Raw genomic sequence first — 21,263 nt, forward strand, 5'->3', positions numbered from 1 at the left:
CACCCGCGCACCCCCACCCGGTCGGTTCTCCGCGAACGCCTCGCCCCCGTGGGCCCGGGCAATCCGCTGCACCAGGGCGAGCCCCAGTCCCAGCGAGCCAGCCTCGCGCGCCTCGCCACCCCGGTCCTTCCGGTAGAACGGCAGGAAGATGCGCGTCTCCTCACCGGGCAGGAGTCCCAGACCCCGGTCCTCCACCCAGAAGCACAGGTGTTCGGTGCCGTGGTCCTGGATCCGGAGCGCTTCCACGCCCGTCCCATGCCGGCGCGCGTTGTCGAGCAGGTTCACCAGCGCCCGTCCCAGCAGCGTCGCGTCCGCCATCAGCATCACGTCGTCTGTCTCCGGCTGAAGCAGCGTGGCGGACAGCCCCGAACGCTCCAGCGCCTGGGCCGCCAGCAGGCCCGCCTCCAGCGCCTTGGGCGTGAGCTGGCCGAAGTCCAGACGCGAACTCGCGAGCAGTTCACCCACCAGTGCATCCAGCTCCACCACCTCGCGGTCCACCTGATCCAACGTGCGCGGGTTGCCGCCTCCGTCGCGCAAGAGCTCCGTCAGGACCCGCAACCGCGCCAGTGGCGTGCGCAGCTCGTGGGACACCGCGGCCAGCAGCTCGCGTTGATCCGCCATCTGCTTCTCGATGCGCGCCGCCATGTCGTTGAAGGACTCGGCCAGCACCGCGAATTCGCCGGTGGCGTGGCGGTGGAGGCTCGCCCTCGTCCCCATCTTGCCCGCGCCCAGCTCCTGCGTGGCCTTCACCAGCGTGTCCACCGGCCGCGCCAGCCGGTACGAGATGCCGCCCGCCGCCGTCCACAACACCAGCACCGCGATGCCCAGGGGCAGCACGCTCCGGATGGGATTCCGGCCGCGCATGCGCAGGTAGCAGGACTGGACGGTCCCCAACTGCATCCCGTCGCGGGTCACCGGGAGGGTCACGTCCGGCTTCGTGCACGGGGAGCCTCCGCGCGCGACCACCGCGCCGGACATGTCCGTCAACTCCACGTCCACCGCCAGGTCGCGGGAGATGTCCCGCACCAGCGCCGCGCGCTCGGCGGGCGTGTCCCAGACCTCCGCGAAGCGGTGGCCCACGAACGAGCGCACGCGCTCCGTCTCCTGCTGCCACGCCGTGCCGCCCACCAGGTGCATCACCCCGGACACCACCAGCACCGTCACCAGGATGGTGAGCCCGAACAGGACGAACAGCCGTCGGCGAAGCCGCGCCTGCACGAAGGACCCCAGTCGTCCCAGATGCCAGGGCGGCCGGTGTCCGTGGTGCCGCCGGTGTCGGCCGAAGCCACGCATCTGGGGCGGGATGCACGGGTCCTCGGGGGGCCCCCAGCGGTGCCAGCCCATCAGGTGCCTTCCTTGGCGAAGACGTAGCCCACGCCGCGCACCGTCTTGATGAGGCGCGTGCCCACGTCGCCCAGCTTCTGGCGCAGGTGTGAGATGTGCACGTCCACCGTGCGCTCGCTCACCACCGTGTCATTGCGTCCCGCCTCGCCCAGGAGCGCGTCGCGGGGAATCACCCGGCCCGCTCGCCGCACCAACGCGAGCAGCAGGTCGAACTCCAGGCCCGTCAGGTCCACCGTGCGCCCTTCCACCCGCACCTCGCGCCCGGACACGTCGATGGACACCCCGCTCGACTCCAGTCGGTCCGCCACCGACGACGGCTGGGCCCGCCGCAACACCGCGCGCAGGCGGGCGAGCAGCTCCCGGGGACCGAAGGGCTTGGGCAGGTAGTCGTCCGCGCCCAGCTCCAACCCCACCACCCGGTCCGTCTCGTCCCCCTTGGCGGTGAGCATCAGCACGGGGATGCGGCTCTTGGCCCGGATGCGCTTGCACACCTCCAGCCCGTCCATGCCTGGCATCATCACGTCCAGGAGCACGGCGTCGAAGGCGTTCGCCTCCAGCGCCGCCAGCCCCCGTCCGCCGTCGGGCGCGTGGCTGACGGTGATGCCGTTCTGCCCGAGGTACTCCGCGAGCAGCTCGAACATCCGGGTGTCGTCATCGATGAGCAGGACGCGGGTGGGCATGGTCGGCGTGAATCCTAACGCGCTCCCGGTGCATCAGCGGCTTCCGGCGACGCGGCCGGAGCCCGCTGGGCGCGCCAGTCCCAGTACGGCGGCGCTCCATTGCGGTAGGCGGGCCCGCCCCAGCCCCCGGAGTGGCAGGGGGCGCGGTGGTGGCGGGAGAGGCTCGCGAAGCCGGAGGCATAGCCTCCGATGGCACCCGCGGCGAGAAGGACGACGAGCAAGCGGTGTCTCATGGTGTGTCTCCGGAAAAGGGATGCGGAAGGAGGCGGGCTTCAGACCATCGAGGGAGGCGCGTCATCGTTGTGGGGACCGCCGCCCCAGCGTCCACGGCCCCGTCCGCCGCAGCCCCGGCCGTACCAGCCCCCGCCGTGGCCTCGCCAGCCGTAGCTCCAGCCGTGCTCGATGATGTCCGCGAGCTCCCGGCGCTGACCGGGCTCCAGCGCTTCGTGCACCTGGGACAGGCCGTCCTTCACGGCGTTGCGCAGCGTCTCCAGCGCCACGTCATGACGGCTGAACAGCTCACGCAGCATCGCGCCATCGAAGTGCTCGCCCCGGAGCGAACCCGCGACCGCCGTGCGGCTGGGGCCCCACTGGTCCTTCACCTTGGCGAAGGCCTCGCGCGCGTCCTCCACCGCCTTCACGATGACCTTCTCCTGGCCGGGCGACGTCTCCAGCCGCTCGAACAGCCAGCGCAGCCGGGGCCGCGCGCTCCAGCGGCCCCCGTGGCCGTAGGCGTAGTAGCCGTGGCGGTGGCCGTGGCGTCCCCGGCGCAAGGTGACGAAGAGACCGGCGAGGCAGGCGGTACCGAAGATGAATCCGAACATGGGTGTGGCTCCTGGAAGCAGGCGGGGGGCCGCTCAAGCGGTCCCGCGCCGTGTCTGACGGAGCACAAGGTAGAAAACGGGTGTGAAGCCCACGCCCGGGCACGGTGAAGAAGTATGAAGGCGGGGCCAGAACCCGATGGGAATGTCCCGGGTGGGGTGGCCTGTTCAATCGCCGGGACTCACCTACATCCGGTTTGTCGGATGAAGGACGCCTGCGCGCACGATTCCATGCTCTGGAGTGGTGTTCGCGTGGGAAGCAGGTAGAGTACCCGGCGTGCCGCAGCGATGTGCGTTTCGGTACGGGTGGCTGGCGCGAGCCGGTCACAGCTCAAAGCAGAGAAAGAGAAGAGACTCACAATGGCATTCGGTACTGTGAAGTGGTTCAACGACGCGAAGGGTTTCGGCTTCATCGCGCAGGACAATGGCGAAGACGTTTTCTGCCATCACACCGCCATCAACATGGATGGCTTCCGCACTCTGGCCGAGGGCCAGAAGGTGGAGTTCGAAGTCACCAAGGGCCCCAAGGGCCTTCAGGCGCAGAACGTCCGCGCCGCGAGCTGAGCGAAACCCCGACTCTCCGCGACCGGTGAGTCACCGAAGCCCAGTCTCCCCAAGGGAGGCTGGGCTTTCGTCTTTTCGGACGCAGGGCAGGCAGGCAGCCTGCTCGACGCGGTCCGCCAATGCCGGGTGCCTTCCCTACCTTCTCTTCCAGGAGCGCGGCGCCTCACGCCGCCCCCAAGGAGAGGCGAACATGGGCGACACCAGCGTGAAGAAGGTCGAAAGCCGCCATTCCCCCAAGGGGGAGATGGGCCAGAAGTACCTGGCGTCCGGCGTCCGCGTGGCCATGCGGCTGTGGGAAGACGAACCGCCCGCCGAGGCCAAGCCCGCCAGCACCCGCGACTACGAGACCGTGGGCTACGTGCTCAAGGGCCGTGCGGAGCTGCACCTGGAGGGACAGGTCATCCTGCTCAACCCCGGCGACTCATGGCTCGTGCCGCGTGGCTCCAGCCACACGTACAAGATCCTGGAGACCTTCTCCGCCGTGGAGGCGACCAGCCCCTCGTCCGCCGCGCACGGTCGGGACGAACACGAAGCCGCGAAGAAGCCCGCCAAGGCCTGAGGGGGCGCAAGAGGCGCGGGCATGCTCCAGGAGGAAGGGGGCACAGCCCCGCCCTCCAGGAGAGCCTGCCTCACGGGGCGTGAGGCAGCACGGTCGCGGGAGGCCCCTGCCGGTCCGGCGTCGCGGGAGGAACCGCGTCCACGGGACCGGGCACCTGCGGCGTGGACGGCGGCGTCTTCGGAGCGGCCTCTGGCTCCACCACCGACGGCGGCGGCGCCACGGTGCGCGTCGCCACCGGCACGCCGCGGAGGAACGCCTCCAGCGCGGCGTTGAACGGCTCCGGGCAGTCGAGCTGCACGGTATGGCCGCACCCCTCCAGGCCCACGAGCTTCGAGCCACCGATGCGCGCGTGGCCGTACTCGAAGATGTCTCGCGGGAAGCCGCCGTGCATGAACGGGTTGGGAATCAGGCGGTCCGACTCACCGAAGAGGATGACGGTGGGGGCGGTGATGCGGTGGAGGTTGTCGCGCACGAAGTCGTCGTGGGCAAGCCCCGTCACCGAGCGCACGTTGGCATAGGCATACGCGTCGAACTCGGGCGACTTCGCCAGCCGCACGCGCTCCTCGATGAGCCACTCCAGCTCTGGCCGCCAGTTCTGGAAGTTGGCCTGCCGCACGCTGCCCCAGATGCCGTACTCCGGCGCGGATTTGATCAGCTCCGTGCTCATCACCCGCGTGAACCAGGCCTTCTCCTTCGGGGAGAACTTCTCGAAGCCCGCGGGCGACACCAGCACCAGCGCGGCGGGCTCGCTCGGGTAGCGGATGGCGTACGACAGCGCCGTCTGTCCGCCCATGGAGTGGCCGACGAGGATGGGGTGTTCGACGCCCAGCCCCTGCGTCAGCTCGCGCACGGCGTCGGCCATGGCCTCCATGGTGTACGGGAAGGAGCCCGGCTTGTCGGACTTGCCGTAGCCCGGCAGGTCCACCGCGACGACGTGGTAGCCGGCGCGGCTGAGCGTGTCGATCTGCGCCTGCCAGAACTTCAGGTAGCTGCCCAGGCCATGGATGAGGACCACCGTGCGCGCACCGGGCGCGGCGGGCAGCTCCACGAAGGCCACTTCCGGCACGCGCGTCATGCCGTAGGTGGCGGCCGTCTTCGGCAGGGCCATGCGCTTCACCGGCCACGGCGTCTTCGCCCCGGCCGACGAGTAGTCCAGGTCCTGGAATGCCAGCGGCGGCGCGCTCGCATACGAGCGCACGCAGCCAGAGGAGGAAGCGAGCCCCGCCACGAGCAGCAGGGCCTTGAGGGCGCGGGAGGTGCTCATGGTCAGAACGCGTACCAGGTGAAGGTGGTGAAGGCAGCGAAGGGGTTGCCCTTCACCGTCGTGGAACCGTCGTAGAAGCTGCCGCGGAACAGGTAGCCGGCGTGCACGCCCACCGTCATCAGGTAGCGGAGGGTGTAGCGGACCTCCGCGTTCACCTCCGCGCCAATGAAGCGTCCCCGCCGCACGGCGGGATCCCAGCGCGGCGGCGAGGCCCCGGCGTTGGCCAGCCCCGTGGCCAGCTTGAGGTTGAGCTTGTTGGGGACGATGTCCCACGCCGCGCTCGCGATGCCGGTGCGCAGGCCGTAGCCCTGGTTGGAGATGTCCGTCACCGCGCCCGTGTAGTTGTTCACGGTGCTGGTGAAGGGGAACAGCAACATCATCTTGTGGTTGAACCACACCGAACCGGGCAGGCCGTACTGGTTGAGCGTGAAGGCGCCGGTGTAGCGGTCGTCATCGAGGTTGCTGTCGCCGGTGGTGAACATCCCCTCCAGCGTCACCAGGTCCGACGGGCCGCGGCCCCACTGGTAGAGCACCTCCAGGTTGGCGGACAGGCCGGAGATGTCGACCTTCTTGTTGAACGTGGTGTCCGCGCGGTCGCTCGTGTAGCTGCCGCCGTTGTACATGACGAAGCCGGAGGCCCCGAGGCGCCCGGCGCGGAAGTCGATGTTGTGGTGGAAGTTGGCGCCCAGCCAGAAGACGTTGCCGGTGGGCCGCTCGATGTTGAAGCGGGGCGTGCCCACGAACGGACTGAGGCCGGAGGAAGACGGGCCGCTCTTCACGATGCCCTCGAACGCATACGCGTCGCCCTTGGTGTCGTCGCGCAGGTACCACGCGGACAGGCCCACGTTCGTCCCGGGCTGCACCGGATACGCGTAGTCCGCCGTGAGCAGGTAGATGAACTTCAGCCGGGGGTCATCCCGCGTGGCCTTGTCCGCCTGCGCGCTGCCCAGCGGCAGCAGGCTCAGCTTGGACAGGCCCTTGTAGTTGCTGAAGAGCGTCAGGCCGGTGGCGTCGCTGCCCAGGAACGCCAGCTTGTAGCCCGTGCGGATGATGTCGTTGAGCGGCGTGCGCGTCGGGTCGAAGATGGAGTCATAGACGGGCTGCGTGCCGATGAGCAGCGACAGCCGGGCCGGGTTGCGCGTGGGGTAGAGCGCGACGTTGATGTTCTTCGTCTGGATGTTGACCTGGTCGGCGTTGAAGCCGCCGCCCTCGTTCTGCTGCGAGGCATTGGCGGCGCGGCCCCAGAGGTAGTCCACCTCGAACTGGGCGCGGAAGGACGCCAGCCCGTCCACGAAGGAGGGGCTGTACTCCAGGACGGGAATCCAGCGCTGCTCGACGTAGAACGCCGAGCGCCCCGGCTCCACCCGCACGGAGCTGCCGGACAGCGAACCGATGGGCCCCAGCGACACGCCCTTGAGGCCCGCGGGGTCGCCCACGCTGTTGGTCACCGAAAGGCGGGTGAAGAAGTAGTTGATGAGGATGAACTCGCGAGGCTTCGCATCCTCCTCACGGTCCTCCTCGTCGAACCAGTCGCCGTAATACAGCCCCGGCACCGTCGTGGTCTGCGCCGCCGCGGGCTGCGACAGCCCGACCAGGCCGAGCGCGAGCATCACCGCACCCCGGCGCATCACCTTGCCTGCCTCACCCAACCACCCTCCCGTCATACGCACCTCGACCCCTCGCGCGGGGCACACCCGGGCCCGGAGGCGGGCCGTTCAACTGGATTGCCGGAAGAGGGCCAGGGGGCATTCCCACCTGGCCCATGGAAGGGCGGTGGGCGCGGCGTGCGCCCACCGTCGCGGTGCGACTAGCCGCTGATCGCGTAGACCTGCACCGCGTTGCCGGTGAAGGGCTGGCCGGAGGTGCTGACGGTCTTGGCCCCCACCGCGCCGTCGGCGCAGTGCCAGCCCGTGGCCTTGGCCTCGAAGTACAGCTCCATGGAGAGCGTCTTCGTGTCCTCGGAGAACTTCGCGCGGCCTTCCTGCTTGAAGCTGCCGTAGTCGACGAGGACTTCGAAGCAGCTCCCATCCGCCGCGATGTTGCTCAGGGTGACGGCCTTGGAGTCGAACACCAGCGCGTTCTGCGCCGTGGCGTGGTCACAGGTGCTGCCGGGCTGGCCGACACCGGCGGAGTTGAGGATGGTGCCGGGGACACTGCTCACGTGGAAGTTGTTGCCGCCCACGGCGATGGAGACCTTCTGGAAGCACTGGCTGGCCGAGCCCCAGTTGATGTCCTCGTCCAGCGACAGCGGGTGGCTGGGGATGTTGTCCCCCTCCATCACGAGCGTCTTGCCCTCCAGGAACGCGAGGATGTTCGACTGGCTGTCCAACTTGGGCTGGTTGACCACCGGCGGATCCGTCGTGTCGTCCCCACAACCGGAGAGCCCCAGCGTGCACAGCATCATCGCGGACCAAAGCGTCTTCTTCATGTGAGTGCTCCTTTTCCCTTCCGGCGACAGCGCCGGGACGACGACACGACAAAGCTTCGGACTCAACGCGAGGGCCTTCGTGTCTGGCTTCACTCGCACCCAGGCCGTCCAGCGGTAGGGCGGGGAGGCCCTGAGAGCCCGCCGCGGGTGGGAGGCATGGCGGGGCCGGATCCGTCGCCCCCATGACCCGGCGCATCCCCAACGAGGCGCCAACGCACCGCGCATGTCCGCTGGCCTCGCGGAGCTACCGGGACCCACCCTTGGAAAGATGAAGGCCGATTCATGTTTCAGCTACCGGTAGCACCCGCCTGACAGCGTTGTCAAAAGACAGACGATGGCCCCACGCGTCAAAACGCAACATCAACGCAGGGCGTCAGCACGCCGTGCTGTCGCAGCCCGAGCGTCGTGAAGCGGAGGACCAGAGGGGAGGAGGTTGGAAGGTGGCGCGATGTCAGCCCTCCCTCCTAGGGTGGGCCGCACCTTGATCCTCACCACCTCGCTGCTGTTGCTCGCCCTTTCCACCACCCCTACCGTGCCGGGCGCGCCGGCCACGAAGCCCGCAGCCCCGGCCGAGAAGAAGTTCGAGTTCGACAAGCACTACCTGGTCCTGCTCAAGCGCACGCCCAACGCTCCCAAGATGGAGCCCGCCGTCCTCCAGAAGCTGCAGGACGAGCACCTCGCGCACCTCACGCGCATGGGGGAGAGCGGGAAGATGGTGCTCGCGGGCCCCTTCGGCGAGCAGGACGACGTGGGCATGCGCGGCGCGTGCATCTACCGCACGGCCACGAAGGAGGAGGCGCGGCAGCTCGCCGAGCAGGACCCGATGGTGAAGGCGGGCCGGCTCCAGGTGGAGGTGCTCGCCTGGTACACCGAGAAGGGCTACCTCGCCTTCCCCAAGGCGCCGCCCGCGGACGCGCCGCAGCCCGCGCGGAAGTAGCACCCGGGCGCGACCGTGGGTGTCGCCGTGCCGGGCGCCCACGTGCGTGAGCACTGCGCCTTGGGGCCAGGCCGCACAAGCTGTGGGGACGCGGAAGGTCGAGCGGCGCTGTGACTGCGGGGCTCAGTGCGAGCGACCGCGGCCCGCTCGCACTGGCAGGTCGGGCTTGAACTCCACCTCCGCCTCGTCCCGGTGCAGCAGCGGCGCGCTCTGCCACGAACGCTCCATGTCGAGCTCAAGTCCGCTGGGCTCGGGGGCCGAGTCCGGGCGCTCCTGCGAGGGGGCCAGGTCCGGGCGATCCGGTTGCGCAGGCGCAGCGTGCCTGCGCGGCTCGGTCTCCCGCGTCGCGTTGACGCCGAGCGCGAGCAGCCAGTGACGCGTGAGGCGCTCGTCGAGCGCGGTGGCGCCGAGCGCCTCGTAGGCCGGGCGCGCATCCGTGACAGGGCTGGAGGGCAGGCCCGTGAGCGCCGTGATGCGCAGCGCGGTCGGAGGATGGGTGAGGCCGCCCAGCTCCAGCGGGTCTCCTTCGTTCTTCACCGCGAGCTGCCTGCGCATCGCCGGTGGAAGCGCGGCAGCGAGCGCCGCCGAGGTCTCGCACAGGCGTGGCGTCGGTACCGCGTGCGCCTGCCGCAGCACCTCGTCCAGGGCGAACTCGTACGCGGGCGCTCCATCCCGCACCGCGCGCAGCGCCGCGACCATGTGGTTCGCGCCCACCACCTGGGCGGAGATGCGGTCTGCCTGGAATTCGCGCTCCCTCGACCACGGGAAGTACACGGCCGAGAGCACCTCGTGGGCCACCCAGCTTCCCCAGCGCGCGGGGTTCCAGGCGCCGAAGCGCGACTGGGCGTCGAGGACCATCCGCATGCAGTGGTGCACCCAGCGTCCGATGCGCGGGTGGCCTGCGCGCGCGTGCCCGAGCTCGTGCGCGAGCGCCGCCGCGAGCTGATCCATCGACAGTTGAAGCAGCAGGCCGAGTCCGACATAGAGCACCCGCTCCGAGCGCTTGCCTGCGCGCACCACGGCGATGCCCAGGGCGGTGTCCGGGCTCAGCTCGAAGACGTCCACGGGCGCGGTGCCCGTCGCTGTCGCCACCTGCTGTTGCAGCCGGTGCAGTGCGAGGAACTGTGCGGGCTTCAGCCGCACGGAGAGGGAGGGCAGGGGGCAGTCCGCGAGCTGCCGCTCCTCCATCTCACGCAGGGGAGAGAGCACGCAGCGGGCGAACACGCCCAGGTACTGCCACGCGGCGCCCATTCCCTTGAACCCCGTGAGCATCGCGCGGGCCGCGAGCACGGGCCGCATCGAGGACAGCGCCGCCGCCCCCAAGCCGAACAGCACGAGCGGCAGGAGCAGCGAGAGCGCCACCGAGGCGAGCGCGGTGAGCCCGAAGGTGAGGACGCCCAGGAGGGCGAGCAGGGGAAAGAGGATGCGACGCACAGACCCCGCATTCGTATCATCCGCTCGTCGCGGCCGACAAACCCACCCCCTTGGGCTCCGAAGCGGAGACACCTCCGACCCGGCAGCGGCTCTTGGCCTTGCGCCCGCTGCTCCTACCGCGCGCCCCTGCCCGTCAAGCCCGGGGCTGGATGGGGGCCCGGTAGCGCCGGCCCCAGAAGACGAAGAGCGACAGCGCGACAAGGAAGAAGTTGAAGGGGGTATTCGCTGCCTCTCCGCGCGAGACGTGGAAGACGATCGCGCTGACCTGAAGCGCGGCGCAGCCCAGTGCGGCGAGGACGGTCAAGCCCGGTTTGATGCGCGTGAGCGAGGGCAGGACGATGCCCAGCCCGCCGCAGAGATCGATCACCGCCGTCGCTTGTAGGAACGCCCCCGGAACCTGTCCCGCCCACGGAATCATCGCGGCGAGCTGCGGGATGGGCGTCAGGAGCTTCCAGAAGCCCGTCCCGACGAAGAGGAGCCCCAGGAGCGCCTGGACGACCCACAGGCTGACGGGAAGGGCTTTGGGCGGTGTCGCGCTGCCGGCGATCGCGGGAGTCATGGCGTTCCTCTCGGTTGCTTGGTTACTTTCATGTGCCTGGTTACGGAAAGTGACCTTGGCTGTTTCGCATGCCGTGCGGACACCGGGAAGGAGGCACATTGAAGTCACTAGGGAACGGAAAGATGACCCGGCGCTACGACGAGGATTGCGTCGCGACGCGTGAGATCCTGAGCCTGGTGGGGGACAAGTGGAGCGTGATGGTCATCGTCAACCTCGCCGGAGGTGCGATGCGCTTCAGCGACCTCAAGCGGGCCATCGAAGGCATCTCGCAGCGCATGCTGACCCTCACGCTGCGCGGACTGGAGCGGGACGGGCTCGTGAAGCGGACCGTCTTCCCAACGACTCCGCCGCGCGTGGACTACGAACTCACGCGGCTCGGACAAACGCTGATCGAACCGGTGAGCGCGCTCGCGATCTGGGCGCAAACCCACCGGCCGGAGATCGAGCGCGCCCGCGAAGCCTTCCAACGCGCTGCCGGATCGAAGTAGATGCGCCACGCGTCGTCCGACTGCTAGAGCACGCCTGCATGCGAATCGCCGTCACCGGGACTCATCGCGCGGGGAAGTCCACGCTCGTCGACGAGTTGTCCGACCTCCTCCCTGACCATGTGACGGTGGATGAGCCGTACCACCAGATGGAAGAAGAGGGTTACGCGTTCGCGGAGTCCCCGTCGGTCGAGGACTTCGAAGCGCAGCTCACACGGTCCCTCGCGAACCTGGACGAGGGTCCCGGCGACGTGGTGTTCGACCGATGTCCGGTGGACTTCATCGGATACCTGTTGGCCCACGAGGACCGCGACGCGTTCGACCTTGAAGCGTGGCTGCCGCGCGTCCGCGCCGCCCTGCGGAAGATCGATCTGATCGTCCTGGTCGGGGTTGAGCAGCCGGACCGGATCTCGCTCTCCGCCACGGACGATGATGGGCTGCGCCTGGCTGTCGACGAGAAGCTGAAGGAGCTCCTCCTCGAGGACCCTCACGCCTTCGAAGTGGAGGTGCTCGAGGTCGAAGGTTCTCCGCGAGCGCGTGCGAAGCAGGTTCTCGCGCACCTTGCTGACGCATCCCGGTAATGGGAGGAGCGCGCGGCGCCCGGGGGCTCACGCGCGTTTCGTGCCCTGGCGCGCGGCGTCGACACTCCAGATGCCCGAGCCGTGCGCGGCGATGAAGAGGAACACGAAGCAATAGAGCGCCGCGAGCTCGCCCTGGTTCGCGATGGGGATGAGGTTGCCCTTCGCGGGAATCACGTGTCCGAGAAAGAAGGCGAACGCCATCGTGCCGCTCGCGATGAACGCCGCGGGGCCGGTCAAGAACCCGATTGCGACGAGCACGCCGCCCACGAACTCGATGATGCCCGCGCCGTAGACGACGAACGCCGGCGCCCCGGCGGGCACGCCTCCGAACAGGCCGAAGAGCTTCTGCAGCCCATGCTGCATGAACATCAGTCCCGCCATGATTCGGAGCAGCGCGTAGATGCGGTCAGCGTGGGGTCGCAGGAATCCCATGGGGTTCTCCGGTCGTGAGGCGCGGCAGTGTATGGCGGCCTCCTCCTGCGCGCGGTTGCTGGCGGCGCATGCTCGACGACCGGACTGTTCCGGCGTCAGCGCGTGAACAGATGCCTTCGGTTGGGAAAACCCGGGGATGGCGCAATGCGCAAAGGCTCTCATCCGCGGAAGTTGATGCATGATTCAGGAATCATCTGGGCGTCTTCACTCAAGGTGATACCTTGCGACCTTCTTCAAGGGAGGCTTTCCATGCAGGGCCAGCGCTTTGGACGTCTTTGCTGTGGGCTCCTCGCGGTGACGGTCCTGGGGTGTGGCCCCCTGGGGAGTCCGGCGGATGAGTCTTCCGGGGAAGTCTCAGGAGTCGTCGAGGTCCAGAGCGCGCTGACGCAAGTCACCAGCTTCGGTACCAACCCCGGCGGCCTGAGGATGTGGACGCACGTGCCGGCCAGCATGCCCGCCAACGCGCCGCTGATCGTCGCGCTGCATGGCTGTACCCAGTCGGCGAACGCCTACGCGTCCACCGGATGGAGCGCGCTTGCGGACACGCTCAAGTTCTACGTCGTCTATCCGGAGCAGGTGAGCGGCAACAACTCGACCAACTGCTTCAACTGGTTCGAGCCTGGGGACACCGCACGCGGCCAGGGCGAGGCGCTCTCCATCAAGCAGATGGTGGACCAGATGAAGGCCACCTACTCCGTGGATCCGAGCCGCGTGTTCGTCACCGGCCTGTCGGCTGGCGGCGCGATGACGCACGTGATGGCCGCCACCTACCCGGATGTCTTCTCCGGTGCGGCGGTGATGGCGGGCATTCCGTACAAGTGCGCCACTTCGATGACGCAAGGCTTCAGTTGCATGAGCCCGGGCGTGGACAAGACGCCCACCGCCTGGCGGGACCTGGTGCGGGGCGCCTTCCCTTCCTATACGGGCGCCTACCCGCGCATCTCCATCTGGCACGGCACCTCCGACTTCACCGTGAAGAACTCCAACCTCACCGAGGGGGTGGAGCAATGGACGGCGGTGCACGGCATCGACCTGCAGGAGGACCTCAGCGAGACGGTCGCCGGCTACCCCCACAAGGTCTACAGGGACGCCGCGGGCAAGGCGCTGGTGGAGTCCTACTCCCTCACCGGCATGGGGCATGGGACGCCCATTGATCCGGCGTTCAAGTTCCCCGGGACCACCGTGGCCTGCGGCACGGCGGGCGCGTACGTGCTGGACACGGACATCTGCTCCACGTGGTACGTGGCGAAGTTCTTCGGCCTGGACAACACCGACTCGGTCATCCCCACCGTGAGTCTCTCCGCGCCGGGCCAGGGCTCCACCGTGAGCGGAACGGTGCAGGTGACCGCCACCGCCTCGGACAACGTGGGCGTCACGCGGGTCGAGTTCTTCATCGACAACGCGCTGGCAGGCTCCGACCCGACCGCGCCCTACGCGTTCACCTGGAACAGCGCCACGGCGACCAATGGCAGCCACGTGCTGGTGGCCAGGGCCTACGACGCGGCAGGCAACAGCGCCACCTCCAGCACCGTCACGGTCACTGTCACCGGGGGCACCTCCGACACGACCGCCCCCACCGTGGGCATCACCTCTCCCACGGGCGGCGCAACCCTCTCGGGAACGGTCACCCTGACCGCCAACGCTTCGGATGACCGGGGCGTGACGAAGGTGGAGTTCCTTGTCGATGGCGCCGTGGTGGGGCAGGGGACGGCGCGGCAGGCCGGGCTCTTCGATTTCAACTGGGGCACCACGGCCTACGCCACCGGGACGCACACGCTCCAGGCGCGTGCCTACGACGCGGCGGGCAACTCGGCCGCCTCCGCTTTGGTGCAGGTGACGCTGGCCCCGGCGGCGGTGGGCTTCACCGAAGGCTTCTCGGCCAACGGGCCGGACAACGCGGGTTGGAGCCTCACCGGGTGGGCGCTGGATGCCAGCGACCAGACGGGCAGCACCGCCAGCAAGTCCATCCTCGGAGCGGCCACCGCGGCCTTCAATACCGTCACCCGGACGGCCAGCATCAGCGTGGCGTTGCCGGCGAACCCCCGGCTGACCTACTGGCGCAAGCTGGACCTGTCCGGCGCCAACATCTCCGCCTCGGCTGCCTTCCGCGTCATCGTCAATGTTGGCGGCGTGGACACCGTGGTGGACTCGGCGGTGAAGAGCGGCCTCGGCACCCTCACCGAGGCCAACTGGACGCAGCGTGCGAACCTGGACCTGTCGGCGTTCGCCAACAAGAACGTCACCCTCAAGTTCGTCGTCACCGTCACGGACACCAGCACCAACAACCTCAGCCGGGCCAAGGCGTGGGTGGACAGCATCCGCGTAGGGCCGTAGCGCGTCCGCTCCACGGTGAGGGCCTGGGCGGAATCACTTCCGTTGGAGAAGGCGCGGCGCGGTGGGAGCCGCGCCTTCTGACTGGAGGGTGGAGCACCTCCGTCCCTCACCCCGCGACGGCCCGCCTCGTGGCGGGGCGCTTCGTGTGGCGCATGACGTAGTCGATGAGCCGCGGGTGTTTCTCAAGCAGCTTCAGCGTGCTCGCCAGGTGAAGGATTGACGCCAGGCTCAGGTCGGCGGTGGTGAAGGCGTTGCCCACGGCGAACTCCCTGCCTTCGAGCCGGTTGTCGATGACCGTGAGCACTTCGTCGAGCCGGGCATGCTGCTTTTCCAGGTGCATCTTCTGCTCTGCGGGTCGCTGCGCGTCGCGGTGGTGCTCCATCACCACGGGCTCGAGCGTCACCTCCGCGAAGAGCACCCACTGGAGGTAGGGGCTGCGCTCGGGCGAACCCGGATGAGGCGCCAGGTGCTTCTCCGGAAAGCGGTCGGCCAGATGCAGGAGGATCGCCGACGACTCGAAGAGCGTCACGTCCCCGTCCACCAGGACGGGGACTTCGCCGAAGGGGTTCAGCGCCAGGTAGTCCGGCGTTCTGTTTTCCTGCTTCGCCAGGTCGAGCTTCACCAGCTCGTAGGGCACTTCAAGCTCCTCGAGCAGCCAGCGATGACGGGTCGCCCGGGTCCTGGGGGCGAAGTAGAGCTTCATGTGAGCACTCCTGGAGGTGGGTCCAGCCGCGACAACCCTGCGGTCCCTGGCGCCGCCAGACAATGGGGCGCCGCACGAACTCATTGTCAGGGTAGCCTTGACGGTCATGATCTCCCCCGCCGACATGGTCCTCTTCGCGACGGTCGTCCGTGAAGGCAGCTTCACCCGTGCGGCGCGACAGCTCGGCATCACCAAGCAGACGATCAGCGAGCGGATCAGCAAGCTGGAGGAGCAGCTCGGGGTGCGACTCCTGGAGCGGACAACGCGGCGGCTGCGGGTGACGGGGGCGGGAGCGACCTACTCCGACCGCTGTGCCGCCATCGCCGCGCAGATCGACGAGGCCAACAGCGAGGTGCAGCAGCAGGAGGCGGAGCCGGTCGGCCTGTTGCGGGTGTCCTCGCCGATGCTCTACGGACGCCGCTACCTGGCTCCTGTTGTCGCTGAGTTCCTGGGCCGCTACCCGAAGGCGAGGGTCGAACTGGTGCTGGCGGATCGCCGCATCAACCTTATCGAGGAGGGGTTGGATCTCGCGATCCACATGGGCACGCTCGACGACTCGTCGCTGGTCGCGCGCAAGCTGGGCGAGGGCCCCGTGTTCTTCGTCGCGAGCCCCGGGTTCCTGGCGAAGCACGGGACGCCGAACGCCAGGGAACTCCAAGCCTCACGATGCATTGGCTTCAGTGCCTTCGAGACGTGGCGGGTCGAGGGCTTGAAGGTGCGAATCGATCCGGTGTTGACCGTGAATGACCTGGAGGTGGCGTGCGAGGCGGCGATCGCCGGGGTCGGCATCGCCTGCGTTCCGGCGCTCCTCTGCCGGGACGCGGTCCGTGACGGTCGGCTCAAGGTCCTCTTCGGTCCCAAGCCCGCGATGCTGCGGGCCGCTCACGTCGTCTACCCGAGCCGGCTGAACCTTCCGACCAAGGTCCGGCTCTTCGTCGAGACGCTGGCCACCCGGGTCGCACCGATGCTGCCATTGCATGCAAGGGCGCGACGCAGGAACTCGTGACGGAGTGAGTTGGTCAGCCCACCGGTGCTGGGCTCGACCTATGGCGTGCCGCAGGCCAGGCAGTCCAGGGAGCAACTGTCGTAGGTCTTGCCCGCGCCGCATGACTCGGTGAACTGACAGGTGCCATCCCCGCATGTGTAGATGTCCTGGGGGCGCAGGTAGGTGGTGATGGGCAGGTAGGAGACGCCATTGACGACACAGCTCTTCCAGAAGGCGTTCGTCGCATCACGGGTGCAGACACTGGCGCACGGGCCCATGTGCACGATGGGAGGACACTCCGTGTTCTCCCCCTTCGCCTTGGAGGACAAGCCGCAGGCACGAGCGGTGCTCTCCTGCTTCTTGAGGACGCGGTCGCTGCCAGCGAAGACACCCTCGCCGGTGAACAGGTTGCCGAAGAAGCAGGCCTCTGGCTCCGAGTAGGTGGCGGCCTCGCTGGACGTCACGGTGAGGGCGGCTCCCGCCGAATCACGGCCCCGCACCGAGATGGGGACCGAAACGCCGAACTTGTTGACGTGCGCGGCGAGGCAGGCGGAGAGCCGCTGTTGCTCCGCCACGGTTGCGGGGCTGCCATTGGCCCAGGCGGTGGCCAGACCCAACTGGCCCGCCCAGGAGTGGCTGGCGCCCGTGACGGGATTGGTCCAGGTGCGCGTCTGGCCGGAGGGCAGGGCGCAGGCAACGACATACTTCATCACCCTGTCGGAGTATGCGACGGACTCATTGCCGTTGAACCAATCCACGAACGAAACGGCGGACAGCCCATTGGTGGAGAGCCCATTCGTGGACAGGCCGTTCGTGGACAGTCCATTCGTGGACAGGCCATTCGTGGACAACCCATTCGTGGACAGTCCGTTGGTCGCGAGGGTCTCCTGGGCAATCCAGCCTCGCTCCAGGGGAGGCGAGTCATCCATCGCGTCTCCGACGCAGCCTCCCGCGCCCAGAAGCAGCCCCAGGCACACGCCAGCAACGACCCATTCCCTGTGCGACGTCTGTGTTTTCATCTGCGCGCCCCCCACACATGACATCCCGTGGCCCTGGCCCGCGGCAGCCGATGGCCAGGATTCACAGAAGCCTAGCGAGCGAGCCTCTTGGAAACTTCCACCCTCGCGTGAGGGGTTGAACTGACCTGGCGCCGTGCCTCCCGCCAGCAGGGTTCGCCTGCCAGTCAATTCCTGTGAGCAGGCCGGTCCCACGGCGGGTGGGGAGGTGCCTCGCCCGCGCGGGCTCAGGTAGGGTTGACGGCCTTATGCGTTCGCTCCCGGGGCTCGTGCTCCTCCTGTCCACGTTCGTCTCCTGCGCTCCTCCCTCCACGGACGGCGCGTCCCCCGGCGGCACGGAGCCCGCGCGCTCCCGGTCGGCGCTGTCCGCGGGCGCCAGCGCGCCGGTCCTGCTCGGGGACTTCCGCACGGGCGTGGTGGAGAACGCGACGTACTCCGTGCCGGACCTCATGGGCGTGGCGGGCGGGAAGGTCATCTTCACGGACACCGACGGCAATGGCTATGAGCCCTGGGTGACGGACGGCACCCCGGAGGGAACGCGGCCCCTGGGGGACTTGAACCCGGGCCCCCAGGGAAGCCTCAGCGCGCGGGCGGAGACGCCCTTCGGTTCACGCCTGCTGATGCCGCTCCATGACGCCGTGCACGGCACCGAGTGGTGGGTGACGGACGGCACCCCGGAGGGCACGCGCCTCATCAAGGACAGCGTGGAGGGCGTCCGGGGCGTCACCGGAACGTCGGTGGTGATGAACGGCGTCTTCTACTTCATCGCTGACAACGGCAGCGCGGCCTGGGAGCTGTGGCGTTCGGACGCCACGAGCGAGGGGACATGGCGGCTGGGGGTGAGCCCGTTCGGCCAGTACAACTACCACGAGGTCAAGACGATGGTGGCGGTGGGGGACGTCCTCTACTTCGGGTCGAGCAACAAGCTCTACCGCTCCGACGGCACGGTCGAGGGCACCCGTCTGCTCTCCACGTTCGACGCCAGCGCTCACACGGTGGAGGTGCGCGTCTTCACCCGCGCGGGTCGGCTGTATTTCGAAGTGGGCTACAGCAGCTCCTGGACGCTCTGGACCAGCGACGGCACGTCCGAGGGCACCCGCCGCGTCAGTGGCGCCACCGGGTCCATCATCGCGGAGGACGGCGACCGGCTCTTCTTCGAGCGCGTCAGCGGCTCCACGGCGCCCTATTCCCATACCCTGTCCCTCTCGCAGGAGGACCCGGCGTCCACGCGGCTGCTCAAGGCCGTGTCGTCGAACATCTCCTATGCCGGCGCGACGTCGTTCGGGAAGGTCGGCTCGCAGCTCATCTTCGCGTGGGCCACCACCGCGGAGGGTTCGGAGCTGTGGCGCACGGACGGCACGCCCGCGGGCACGGTCCTGGCGAAGGACCTGGTGCCCGGCGCCGAGTCCTCGGGACCGACGCGGGGCACCCTGCTGGGGGACCGCGTCTACTTCCTCTCGAACACGGTCACGGGCTCCGCGCTGTGGCGGACGGACGGGACGGCGGAGGGCACGGTGGAGGTGATGGCCTTCGCCGCGAAGCTGCCCACGACGGTGGACATGCGCAGGGTGGGCACGACGCTTGTCTTCAACGCGAACGATGGCGTGACGGGCTCCGAGCCCTGGACCAGCGATGGCACGGCGGAAGGCACGCTGCGGCTCGGGGACCTGAACCCCGGCGCGTCGGGATCCTCCCTGGATGAGTTCGCGGTATCCGGAGACCGGTTGCACTTCCTGGCCACGGTGGAAGGCCACAAGGAGGTCTGGGCCTCGGACGGGACGGTCGCGGGGACGCGGCGGGTGAAGGCGGTGGATCCGGCGATGCACCTGACGTGGTCCCCCGACACGTTGGGCCGCGCGCTCTTCGGTGCCGAAGAGGGCGGCCGGATGAAGGCCTGGCTCAGCGATGGCACCGTCACCGACCCGCCGCCCTTCCGGGTGGTGGCGGCGTCCAATGGCAGCTCGAACCCCACGCAGTTCGTCTCCGTGGGTCCGACGGCGTACTTCGTCCCGGGGCTGAAGCGACCGGTTCTGGATCCCATCGTCCAGACTGACGGCACCCCGGAGGGCACCCGGGACGCCATCGCGCTGCCCTACGGGGCGAGCACCGGATATCCCAGCCAGCTCACCCCGTTGGAGGGAGGCAAGCTCGCGTTCCGGTCCAGCTACTCCAACCTCTATGTGGGCGACCCCGTGGCGGGCACGGCGGCCTCGTCGAACGGTGCAGGGTCCCCGCAGGACTTCAAGCCGGTGGGGACGAAGCTGGTGGGCCTGTGGTGGCAGAGCCCGTACTTCCAGTTGTGGACGCATACGGAGAGCAGCACGACCACGACGCGCCTGCTGTCGTTGTCCGGCACGCTCAGCAACTCGCCAAGGTTGTTCCCCGTGGGGAACGTGCTGGTGTTCGCGTACTTCAACGCCTCCGCATATCGCTGGGACCTGATGCGGACGAACGGCACCGCCTCGGGCACCACCCGGGTCACGCAGGTACCGGCGCAGCCGGAGTCCTTCACCAGCGCGGGCGGCCTTGCCTGGTACGTGGCGCAGGGCGCGCTGTGGCGCAGCGACGCCACGCTGTCGGGCACGCTGGCGCTGACGGCGACGCAGGGACTCGCGCCCGAGGACCTGAAGGCGACGGGCGGGCTGCTCTTCTTCACCGCGACGGAGGCGGGCGTGGGGCGTGAGCCCTGGGTGTCGGACGGGACGGTGGCGGGAACGCGCCGCATCGCCGACTTCCAGCCAGGGGAGGGCTCAAGCCAGTTGCTCGCGGCGACGCTGCACCACGGCACGCCGTACCTGTTGCTGCAGAACGCGCAGGGCCGCTTCCTGGTGCGGACCGACCGAACCCCGGCGGGCACGGTGAAGGTCGCTGAAGCGACGGGTGCGACGTGGCTTGTCTCGCGCGGCGGCGCGCTGTTGTTCGACGCGGCGGAGCCCGCCACCGGCCTGGAGCCGCGCTTCTACCTGCCGGGGGCGAGCGGCTCCACGCTGCTGGGAGACGTGACCCCGGGGCCGCTGGGCTCGGCGCCCGGGGTGCCCGTGTTCGCGGGCTCCCGGATGGTGTTCGCCGCGACGGCGGTGGAGGAGGGCCGCGAGCCGTTCGCCATCGAGTTGGACGGAACGCCGCCCACGGTGACGTCCGGGCTGGAGGGGACGCTGGGGGGCGGGGGCTTCTACCGGAGCGACGTCTCGGTGCGCTTCCAGGCCGGGGACACGGAGTCCGGCACGGCGCTCTCCACCGTGGGCTGTGAGCCGCTGACGGTGGTGAGCGACACCCCGGGACAGAGCGTCACCTGCACCGCGTACTCGCTCGGGGGCGCCACCAGCCGCACGGTGACCGTGCGTCGGGACACGACACCGCCCACGGTGCGCTGCCCGGCGGACCTCGTCGTCACCCGGGGCGCGGCGCCGACCTACGACGTGAAGGCGACGGATGTCATCGACGCCGCGCCTGTCCTCCGCGTCACGCCCGCCACGGTGCTCCCGGTGGGCCAGCACACCGTCCAGGCCGAGGCGACGGACGTGGCCGGCAACCGCGCTTCGTGCCAGTTCCAGGTGACCGTGCTTCCGCTGGAGGTCGTGGATGCCGGCACGGATGGCGGCACCGACACCGACGCGGGGACCCCCGTGGACGCGGGCCTCCCGGATGCGGGCACGGGCGTGGATGCCGGTCCGGGGACGGATGCCGGCACGGATGGGGGCGCGAAGCCGGAGGACTCTGGCTGTGGCTGCTCGGGCTCGGGCGCGATGGCGGGCACGCCGTTGCTCCTGCTGACACTGTTGTGGCTGTCCCGACGGCGTGCGCGCCCGCTCGGGTCCGTGTAGCGGAGAGCTCCGGCTGGATGAGGGAGGGTTCGGGTTGAGCCGGCGCAACGACACATCCTGGGAGGTCACGTCGGACGGCGGCGCCTGCGCGTCCCTCTTCGACCTCCCAGCGGACGAGCAGGCCCTGGCTTTGGCGCGCCTGCGCACCTGGGCTGGCACGCGGGGTTCCCGTGGGGCTTCGCGAGGAGGGCACGGCAAAGTGCCATTCCAGGCAGGGCGATTTGCGGCGGTCCCTGGGCCCCCGTAGGACTTCGCCCCTAGGGGAACGGTTGGCCCGGGCCTTGCGTTGTGGGGACTCCCTCCCGCCCCATGC

20 protein-coding genes are annotated in these 21,263 nt (G+C 69.1%); 8 read left to right on the forward strand and 12 right to left on the reverse strand.

Annotation, left to right across the window (positions count from 1 at the left end):
• From D7V88_RS45210 to D7V88_RS22755, 4 genes are all read right to left on the reverse strand, one after another.
• Window positions 1–1,344 (reverse strand): HAMP domain-containing sensor histidine kinase (locus D7V88_RS45210; protein WP_147448823.1); only part of this gene is annotated, 1,344 nt, incomplete at its 3' end.
• Window positions 1,344–2,024, reverse strand: a complete 681-nt coding sequence (locus D7V88_RS22745; protein WP_120542751.1) for a response regulator transcription factor — start codon at window positions 2,022–2,024, stop codon at window positions 1,344–1,346. The genes D7V88_RS45210 and D7V88_RS22745, both read right to left, overlap by 1 nt.
• A 14-nt stretch (window positions 2,025–2,038) precedes the next feature.
• A complete protein-coding gene (locus tag D7V88_RS22750; RefSeq protein ID WP_120542752.1) occupies window positions 2,039–2,257 on the reverse strand; it encodes a hypothetical protein in 219 nt (72 codons plus the stop codon).
• A gap of 39 nt (window positions 2,258–2,296) precedes the next feature.
• A complete protein-coding gene (locus tag D7V88_RS22755) occupies window positions 2,297–2,848 on the reverse strand; it encodes a periplasmic heavy metal sensor (RefSeq protein WP_120542753.1) in 552 nt (183 codons plus the stop codon).
• Between the two features lie 357 nt (window positions 2,849–3,205).
• Between D7V88_RS22755 and D7V88_RS22760 the strand changes: the two genes are divergently transcribed.
• Both D7V88_RS22760 and D7V88_RS22765 read left to right on the forward strand, forming a co-directional pair.
• The gene (locus D7V88_RS22760) at window positions 3,206–3,409 is read left to right on the forward strand and encodes a cold-shock protein (protein WP_120531653.1); all 204 of its coding nucleotides are present in this window, start codon (window positions 3,206–3,208) and stop codon (window positions 3,407–3,409) included.
• Window positions 3,410–3,599: 190 nt separating this feature from the next.
• A complete protein-coding gene (locus tag D7V88_RS22765) occupies window positions 3,600–3,968 on the forward strand; it encodes a cupin domain-containing protein (protein WP_120542754.1) in 369 nt (122 codons plus the stop codon).
• A 70-nt stretch (window positions 3,969–4,038) separates the two neighbouring features.
• Here D7V88_RS22765 and D7V88_RS22770 read toward each other — a convergent pair whose 3' ends face one another.
• The 3 genes from D7V88_RS22770 to D7V88_RS22780 all read right to left on the reverse strand — a co-directional run bounded on the left by D7V88_RS22770 (window position 4,039) and on the right by D7V88_RS22780 (window position 7,660).
• On the reverse strand, window positions 4,039–5,232 hold the full coding sequence (locus D7V88_RS22770) for an alpha/beta fold hydrolase (protein ID WP_120542755.1): 1,194 nt from the start codon (window positions 5,230–5,232) through the stop codon (window positions 4,039–4,041).
• Window positions 5,233–5,234: 2 nt separating this feature from the next.
• The gene (locus D7V88_RS22775; RefSeq protein ID WP_120542756.1) at window positions 5,235–6,896 is read right to left on the reverse strand and encodes a hypothetical protein; all 1,662 of its coding nucleotides are present in this window, start codon (window positions 6,894–6,896) and stop codon (window positions 5,235–5,237) included.
• Between the two features lie 143 nt (window positions 6,897–7,039).
• Window positions 7,040–7,660 (reverse strand): hypothetical protein, encoded by a 621-nt coding sequence (locus D7V88_RS22780; RefSeq protein WP_120542757.1) that lies wholly within the window; start codon window positions 7,658–7,660, stop codon window positions 7,040–7,042.
• 481 nt (window positions 7,661–8,141) lie between these two features.
• Here D7V88_RS22780 and D7V88_RS22785 point away from each other — a divergent pair, with 481 nt between their 5' ends.
• Complete coding sequence (locus D7V88_RS22785) at window positions 8,142–8,597, forward strand: YciI family protein (protein ID WP_244238321.1); 456 nt, start codon at window positions 8,142–8,144, stop codon at window positions 8,595–8,597.
• Window positions 8,598–8,720: 123 nt separating this feature from the next.
• Here D7V88_RS22785 and D7V88_RS22790 read toward each other — a convergent pair whose 3' ends face one another.
• Window positions 8,721–10,031, reverse strand: a complete 1,311-nt coding sequence (locus D7V88_RS22790) for a M48 family metallopeptidase (RefSeq protein ID WP_120542759.1) — start codon at window positions 10,029–10,031, stop codon at window positions 8,721–8,723.
• A 133-nt stretch (window positions 10,032–10,164) separates the two neighbouring features.
• Complete coding sequence (locus D7V88_RS22795) at window positions 10,165–10,590, reverse strand: DoxX family protein (RefSeq protein WP_120542760.1); 426 nt, start codon at window positions 10,588–10,590, stop codon at window positions 10,165–10,167.
• 122 nt (window positions 10,591–10,712) lie between these two features.
• Between D7V88_RS22795 and D7V88_RS22800 the strand changes: the two genes are divergently transcribed.
• On the forward strand, window positions 10,713–11,078 hold the full coding sequence (locus D7V88_RS22800; protein ID WP_120542761.1) for a winged helix-turn-helix transcriptional regulator: 366 nt from the start codon (window positions 10,713–10,715) through the stop codon (window positions 11,076–11,078).
• 38 nt (window positions 11,079–11,116) lie between these two features.
• Window positions 11,117–11,656 (forward strand): AAA family ATPase, encoded by a 540-nt coding sequence (locus tag D7V88_RS22805; RefSeq protein ID WP_120542762.1) that lies wholly within the window; start codon window positions 11,117–11,119, stop codon window positions 11,654–11,656.
• Window positions 11,657–11,683: 27 nt separating this feature from the next.
• Here D7V88_RS22805 and D7V88_RS22810 read toward each other — a convergent pair whose 3' ends face one another.
• The gene (locus tag D7V88_RS22810; protein ID WP_120542763.1) at window positions 11,684–12,088 is read right to left on the reverse strand and encodes a DoxX family protein; all 405 of its coding nucleotides are present in this window, start codon (window positions 12,086–12,088) and stop codon (window positions 11,684–11,686) included.
• 249 nt (window positions 12,089–12,337) lie between these two features.
• Between D7V88_RS22810 and D7V88_RS22815 the strand changes: the two genes are divergently transcribed.
• Window positions 12,338–14,422, forward strand: coding sequence for an extracellular catalytic domain type 1 short-chain-length polyhydroxyalkanoate depolymerase (locus D7V88_RS22815; protein ID WP_120542764.1), 2,085 nt, complete (start codon window positions 12,338–12,340; stop codon window positions 14,420–14,422).
• A 106-nt stretch (window positions 14,423–14,528) separates the two neighbouring features.
• On the opposite strand, the gene D7V88_RS22820 is transcribed toward D7V88_RS22815, so the two are convergent.
• Window positions 14,529–15,125, reverse strand: a complete 597-nt coding sequence (locus tag D7V88_RS22820; protein ID WP_120542765.1) for a glutathione S-transferase family protein — start codon at window positions 15,123–15,125, stop codon at window positions 14,529–14,531.
• A gap of 106 nt (window positions 15,126–15,231) precedes the next feature.
• Here D7V88_RS22820 and D7V88_RS22825 point away from each other — a divergent pair, with 106 nt between their 5' ends.
• A complete protein-coding gene (locus D7V88_RS22825) occupies window positions 15,232–16,131 on the forward strand; it encodes a LysR family transcriptional regulator (RefSeq protein ID WP_120542768.1) in 900 nt (299 codons plus the stop codon).
• Window positions 16,132–16,169: 38 nt separating this feature from the next.
• Here D7V88_RS22825 and D7V88_RS22830 read toward each other — a convergent pair whose 3' ends face one another.
• Window positions 16,170–17,039, reverse strand: coding sequence for a hypothetical protein (locus D7V88_RS22830; RefSeq protein ID WP_244238323.1), 870 nt, complete (start codon window positions 17,037–17,039; stop codon window positions 16,170–16,172).
• Window positions 17,040–17,374: 335 nt separating this feature from the next.
• On the opposite strand from D7V88_RS22830, the gene D7V88_RS22835 reads away from it, so the two are divergent.
• Entirely contained in the window at window positions 17,375–20,950 is a 3,576-nt protein-coding gene (locus D7V88_RS22835) for an HYR domain-containing protein (protein ID WP_120542767.1), read from the forward strand.
• Window positions 20,951–21,263 lie beyond the last annotated feature (313 nt).

This window comes from Corallococcus terminator, assembly GCF_003611635.1.
Classification (GTDB): Bacteria; Myxococcota; Myxococcia; order Myxococcales; family Myxococcaceae; genus Corallococcus; species Corallococcus terminator.